General features: G+C 61.0%; 6 protein-coding genes and 1 pseudogene. 4 read left to right on the forward strand and 3 right to left on the reverse strand.

Going from position 1 to position 6087, the window contains the following annotated elements; genetic code table 11:
• Nucleotides 1–310, forward strand: a pseudogene (locus EN991_RS19980) (N-methylproline demethylase); the annotation flags it as partial.
• A 143-nt stretch (nt 311–453) separates the two neighbouring features.
• Here EN991_RS19980 and EN991_RS19985 read toward each other — a convergent pair.
• Nucleotides 454–861: a hypothetical protein gene (locus EN991_RS19985; protein WP_013532327.1), complete on the reverse strand. Its 408-nt coding sequence runs from the start codon at nt 859–861 to the stop codon at nt 454–456.
• A 115-nt stretch (nt 862–976) separates the two neighbouring features.
• Here EN991_RS19985 and EN991_RS19990 point away from each other — a divergent pair, with 115 nt between their 5' ends.
• Nucleotides 977–1405: a MarR family winged helix-turn-helix transcriptional regulator gene (locus tag EN991_RS19990; protein WP_013532326.1), complete on the forward strand. Its 429-nt coding sequence runs from the start codon at nt 977–979 to the stop codon at nt 1403–1405.
• A gap of 115 nt (nt 1406–1520) precedes the next feature.
• On the forward strand, nt 1521–2333 hold the full coding sequence (locus EN991_RS19995; protein WP_245267631.1) for a hypothetical protein: 813 nt from the start codon (nt 1521–1523) through the stop codon (nt 2331–2333).
• Nucleotides 2334–2404: 71 nt separating this feature from the next.
• Here EN991_RS19995 and EN991_RS20000 read toward each other — a convergent pair whose 3' ends face one another.
• Together EN991_RS20000 and EN991_RS20005 are read right to left on the reverse strand one after the other, a co-directional pair.
• Nucleotides 2405–3145, reverse strand: a complete 741-nt coding sequence (locus EN991_RS20000; RefSeq protein WP_081714379.1) for a polysaccharide deacetylase family protein — start codon at nt 3143–3145, stop codon at nt 2405–2407.
• 76 nt (nt 3146–3221) lie between these two features.
• Nucleotides 3222–5288 (reverse strand): EAL domain-containing protein, encoded by a 2067-nt coding sequence (locus EN991_RS20005; protein WP_063171870.1) that lies wholly within the window; start codon nt 5286–5288, stop codon nt 3222–3224.
• Between the two features lie 331 nt (nt 5289–5619).
• Between EN991_RS20005 and EN991_RS20010 the strand changes: the two genes are divergently transcribed.
• Nucleotides 5620–6087 (forward strand): aminotransferase class I/II-fold pyridoxal phosphate-dependent enzyme (locus EN991_RS20010; RefSeq protein ID WP_127369372.1); only part of this gene is annotated, 468 nt, incomplete at its 3' end.

A 6087-nucleotide genomic window follows, 5' to 3' on the forward strand; every position in this document is an offset into this window, starting at 1 on the left:
CCGCGAGGGCAACCAACTGGTCGCCGAACTGGCATCGGATTTCGCCGATGGCTGGCGCGGCGAGCGCAGGGTCGACCAGGTGGTGGTCGAGCACGGTACGTTGCCGCTCGATGATCTCTATCTCTCGCTGAAGCCGCTGTCGAAGAACGGCGGTGCGGTCGACTACGAACGGCTGGTGAGCGGCGGCGACATCTTCCCCAAGCGCAATCCAGAAGGCGGCTTTGTACTGTTCCGCATCGGCGACGCGGTCGCCTCGCGCAACATCCATGCCGCCATCTACGACGGCATCAGGTTCGGCTTGCGGATCTGAAATTGGGCGTTGCGAGGATCGGTGGCGCGCGGCCGGACCTGCGTACGAGAGCCCATGTACTTCGGTCTGGCCGCGCGCTCGCACGTCATTGGCTCGTCGCCAGACAACGCACGATTCTGTGAGGGTGTGCCGCGTGGCGGCGTTCAAAACATTCTGGCGGTGGCCATGCACAGCACTGTCAGCACCAACAGCCCCCCGGCAATGCGCTCGCCTCTTGTCATCTTCGCGCGCAACTGCCTTTCCGTTGCCGCATCGGCACCGGCAAGCTGCCTGCTGGCTGAGCCCACCAGCGCGCCTTGCACGCCGGCGGCGATCAGGGCCGTCACGATGCCCAGCGCCAGCACCTTCTCCATCGAGCCGAAAACACCCTCGTGAAAGAAATACCAGAGCAGTATGCCGGTCAGGAAAACCAGGCCGGCAGCGCCCATTTGCGGCCGGAAGAACCGTTCCGCCCGGATGTCCGGGTCACGGCCGACCGCGATGGTCGTGCCCGCCCAGAATACGCCTGCCATGACATGAAGACCGATAACGACGATGTAGACATATTGCATGACCGGATTTCCTCATTAGCCCGCCATCTCTAGATGATTAGATATCGAATGGTTAGATGTCAATATATAAGTCGTGCCAGTTCCATCCGTGCATGACACCGTCTAGGGTCCTGCAATGACACCCTTTGACCGCCCGCCAGTCGGCATGAATCTCGGACGAACCGCCAAGCTGGTTGCCCAGGCCTTCGATGCTGCCCTGGTCGAGGCTGGAGGTACATTGCCGATCTGGCTCACGCTGCTATCGGTCAAGTCGAGCAACCTTGCCAACCAGCGCGAGCTTGCCGGCATGATCGGTATCCAGGGCGCGACGCTGACCCATCATCTCAACGCCATGGAGGCGCAGGGCCTGCTGATGCGCCGCCGCGACCCCGTCAACCGCCGGGTTCATCTGGTCGAATTGACCGAGGCCGGAGAAGCGATGTTCGAGACACTGCGCAAGGCCGCGCTCGTCTTCGACAAGCGGCTGCGAGTGGGATTGACCGACGAGCGTCTGGCGGAGTTCGCGCAGGTGCTGGCTGTGTTGCGGGGCAATGTCGGGGGATAGAACCCTGCGGACCAAGAATTTCCTTGGACTGGACTTCCCTCATCACATTTGTAACGTTCCATTGTCCGGCTGATCCTGGTGGGAAGAGGTCAGGCTCAACTCTTCCGCAAAATCTGTGCAAGAATACCGAAGCCGCTGGCTTCGGCAGCGAGAAGTCGCCGGAAAACCTAACAACGTTCGGGGGGACAAGTTGACCAAAGAAGATCTGTTCGTTCCGCGCCAGACCAACACGGCGCTTTACATCCAGCTATACGAGGCTGGATATCCGCTTGCCGATATCGCCCGGGTGCAGAAGGCGTATCGTGTGTGTTGCGCGATGTTCAACGGCCGTTATCGCAAGACGGGACGGCCTTTCATCTGCCATGCGGTGGGAGCTGCGTCGTCGGTCGCGCATTTCGACAAAAGCGTCGATCTTGTCCTCGCTGCTATGTTTCACGCCGCCTATGACGGAGGCCAGTATCCGGACGGCAAATCCAGCAGGCGAACCGATGCTCACCGCAAGTGGCTGGAGCAAAAAATCGGTCCTCGCGTCGAGGGTCTTGTCGCTCGCGTGGTCGGACTGAAATTCGACACGGGAGATCCCGAGCGCATTGTGGACAAAGGTGTGCCTGCCGGCGACGAGGACATTCTGTTCCTGGCGCTTGCCCATGAGGTCGATGACCTGGCGGACGGCGGACTGGCGTTTGCGCCCAAATACGGCCAGTCGATTCGTTCGAGGGTTGCTGCCTGCGCCACTCTGGCCAGGAATCTGGGCCACGAAAATCTTGCCGCCACCATCGAAGGTTACGGCGCCCGCTACGAGACGATGGCGTGGGCTGCTCCCCTCCAGGAGACGAAGCTGGTGGGCTTTCAGATGACGCCTAATTTGCGCACATACATCAAATTGCGTCGGCACAAGCTGCGCGGGGAGTCGATCGAGGTGCTTTGACGCCTTGCCGGCCATGCGACAGCATCGGGTACCGATGCACATCCGCTGAAGAACTTGCCGTCCTTACCGGTTCAGTCGTCGTAGCCCTGGATTGCCCCAAAGGCGTAACGGCGCAGCTTCAGCGCGGCGATCAAATTGGTCAGCTTCGTCTTGCCGTCGAAGCCGTCCTGAAACATCTCGTCATGCATCAGCAGGATCAGCTTGCCGGGCTTGACGAAGCGCCCATAGCCGAACAGATGATCGATCTCGCTGACCAGATGGTCGACGCTCTGCACCGGCTCGCCGTTGTCCTTGTGCACCCATTCATGGTCCCAGCCGTAGAGATAGAAGCCTGAGGCCGCGACAAATTCGTAGTCGGGCTCTTCATGCCCCTCCTGGGCGAGGCCAAGCGAAGTGTCGTTCTTCGACATGGAGGGCAGCCTGAACACGTCGCGCCCCGGCAGCCTTGCATGCACCACGGGCTTCAAGCCGAGAACCGCGTTTGCCCGTACCATGTCGGCGACGACACCCTCGGTGTCGCCGTAGAAATGCCGGTAGTGATTGTAGGCATGGCTGTAGCTGTGGTTGCCGAGCGTCACCAGAGGAAGCTGCTTGGCGCGCTGGACGAGCGCTCTGTTGGCAGCGCTCGCCTGTGCGTGCATGCCGACCATGAATAGGGTTGCAGGAACCTGCTCGGCCTCCAGCACGTCGAGGATGTTGCTTGTGCCGTTCAGCGGCCCATCGTCGAAGGTAAGATAGATGGTGCGATCGGCGCCCTGGGCGGGGGCCGCAAAGATCAGCAGTGCCGCAAGGGCAAACCGAAACGGTGTCATCAGCCCCGATATCCCTGTTGCGATCACGACAAGGCGGCCATCTTCACACGCGGTTGTCAAGGCAGCCCGGCCGTACCTATGCCAGGCTTCCTTGCAGCACCGTCAGCTTCGCCTTCTTCGGCATGCGGGCGGTCAGCCACTCCAGCGCCTTGTCGTGCGGCATCGGGAAGGCGATGGAGTAGCCCTGCACCTGGTCGCAGCCGATCGCCATCAGCGAATCGAGCTCGGCCTCGGTTTCGGCACCCTCCGCGACGATCGAGATGCCGAGGCCACGCGCCAGCTCGGTGATGGCGCGCACGATCTTCGAGTTGTCGCCATTCTCATGGATGTTCTGAACGAAGCGGCGATCGATCTTCAGCCGATCGATCTCGTTCGGGTTGACATGGCTGAGCGAAGCATAGCCGGTGCCGAAATCATCGAGTTCGAGATGGACGCCGGCTGCCCTGATGTGGCGCAGCTTGGCGGCGATGCCTGTCTTTTCGTCGTCGAGGATGACGGATTCGACGATTTCCAGCGACAGTTTTTGCGGCGGCAGCCCAGCCTTTTCCAGCGTCTCGAACAAGAACGCATCGAAATCGTGCTCGCGCAGCTCGGTGCCGGAAACATTGACGGCAAGCCGTCCGAAGGCAATGCCGGCGCGATTCCATTTGGCCGCCTCGTTGATCGCCTTGGTGATGACGATGCGGCCGATCTCGGGCATGAAGCCGCATTTCTCGGCGACCGGGATGAATTCGCCGGGCGGGATCATGCCGCGCTCCGCATGGTTCCAGCGCACCAGCGCCTCGATGCCGCTGATCGTGCCGTTGGTCAGCGAGACCTGCGGCTGGAAATAGACCTGGAACGCCCGCTCCGCGATGGCGACCTTGATGTCGTGCTCGAGCTGCTTGCGATAATCGAGTTCGCGGCGCAGTTCCTCGGAGAAGAAGGAGAAGTTGCCACCGCCAAGCTTCTTGGCGGAATAAAGCGCCAGGTCGGCATGGACCAGCAAATCCCCAGCATTGTCGGCGTCGATCGGATAGACCGCGATGCCGGCGCTGGCGCCTGGGAGAATGGTCGTGCCCTGGAAGACGATCGGCTCGTTGATGTGCGCCAGGATGCGCCGCGCCAGCATGTTGATGTCTTCGGTGCCGCCGGCGCCGCCGAGGATCATGACGAACTCGTCGCCGCCCAGGCGCACGCACAGATCCGACGCCCGGCAGGAATCGCGCATGCGCTGTGCCGTGACGACCAGCACATAGTCGCCGGCGGCGTGGCCGAGCGTATCGTTGATCTGCTTGAATCGGTCGAGATCGAGCTGGACGACGGCAAGGCGTTCGCGACGCCGGTGCGTGCCCTTGATCAGCGTGTCGAAATGATCGGTCAGGAACGTGCGGTTGTGCAGGCCGGTGAGGCCGTCATGAACCGCGATGAAGGCCATGGAATTGCGCGCGTCGATCAGTTCATGCGTCTTGCGCAGGATGGCGTTCGACATCGGCCTGAAGATGAAGAGCGCCACCAGTATGATGACGCCGATTGTGGCGTAGAACAGCGTGCGATGGAGAGCGAGCAGCTTCTCGGAGCGGTCGTCGGCGTCGGCAGTGATGCGCTGGCCGAGCGCGGCATAACCCGACAAGGTCGCATTGGCGACTGAGGCGTCGAGATTGACGCGTTCGCCGCCGCCCTTGTAACCGCCATTGCCGCTGAATTGCGATTCATAGGCCGAGATCAGGCGGTCGCCATTGGCGATCAGCCCGACGGAGAAATAGTCGAGGTGGAAGGGCTTGGCGAAGAGGACGCTTTCGATCGACTTCGGGTCGAGCTTGGCCGGCGATTGCGGATCGGCTCCTGTCTGATCGAGCAGCAGGTCGTAGTTGGTCTCGAACTCCGCCGTTGCCTGCTTGAGCGCGCTGACCAGCGCCGGTTGCTTGTCGCGTGAACCGGCACCCGTTGCACTGGCAAGGAAGACGATGCGCTGCGACAGTGTCTTTTGTGTGCTGACGATGTCGAGCAAGGTGTGATTGTGCTGTTGGGTGGCCATCATCTGCTGCAGCAGTATGAAGGAGGCGATCACCATGGCCGCAATGATCAGCAGGGCCAGCCAATAGCCAGCCTTGATCAGCAGTATGAGCTTGCCTGAAACGGTTTGCACCGGCTGCTGCGACATTTTCGGGGGCGGCCCTCTCGCCTAAGGATTCTTGCCTAGGGATTCTTGTATGAGCACCATTGAACTGCAAACGTTAACAGGACTGGAAATCGACGGCTGTCCGGCAAGGGGCGGCCGTGGAAAGATCGCGGAATGGTTATCGGCTCGTTTAGCACCGTACCGGCATTTGAGCGGTCATCGGCCAGAACCTTTGTCGTGGCGTCGTTCCTCGGCCGCGTGATGATCGACATCGGGGCCGCATCGTGCTGCTTGCCACCGATCCGGTCGTTTTTGCGATGGATTTTTCGCGCGGACGAGACGACAGTCGGCCCACATCAAACGAGGCTAGGTCATGACCGCAGCATTCCTCTCCCACATCGACAGCGAGCTCGCGGGGCTCAAATCGGCAGGCCTCTACAAGTCGGAGCGGGTGATCACTTCGACGCAGTCGGCCGAGATCGAGGTCGGCGGCGACAAGGTGTTGAATTTCTGTGCCAACAACTATCTCGGCCTCGCCGATAGCGCCGATTTGCGCAATGCTGCCAAGCAGGCGCTCGACCGCTATGGCTACGGCATGGCATCGGTGCGCTTCATCTGCGGCACGCAGGAAGAGCACAAGCAGCTCGAATCGACGATTTCCTCCTTCCTCGGCATGGAAGACACCATCCTTTACGGCTCCTGCTTCGATGCCAATGGCGGCCTGTTCGAGACGCTGCTGGGCGAGGAAGACGCCATTATTTCGGATGCCTTGAATCATGCCTCGATCATCGATGGTGTGCGGCTGTCGAAGGCCAAACGTTTCCGCTACGCCAACAACGAC

This window comes from Mesorhizobium sp. M7A.F.Ca.US.005.03.2.1 (assembly GCF_003997795.1).
In the GTDB taxonomy this organism is placed as follows: Bacteria; Pseudomonadota; Alphaproteobacteria; order Rhizobiales; family Rhizobiaceae; genus Mesorhizobium; species Mesorhizobium ciceri.

Coding starts and splice junctions, on each gene's coding strand:
- EN991_RS19985 (WP_013532327.1), bottom strand. CDS start 861: ATGCAATATGTCTACATCGTCGTTATCGGTCTTCATGTCATGGCAGGC.
- EN991_RS20005 (WP_063171870.1), bottom strand. CDS start 5,288: ATGTCGCAGCAGCCGGTGCAAACCGTTTCAGGCAAGCTCATACTGCTG.
- EN991_RS19990 (WP_013532326.1), top strand. CDS start 977: ATGACACCCTTTGACCGCCCGCCAGTCGGCATGAATCTCGGACGAACC.
- EN991_RS20000 (WP_081714379.1), bottom strand. CDS start 3,145: ATGACACCGTTTCGGTTTGCCCTTGCGGCACTGCTGATCTTTGCGGCC.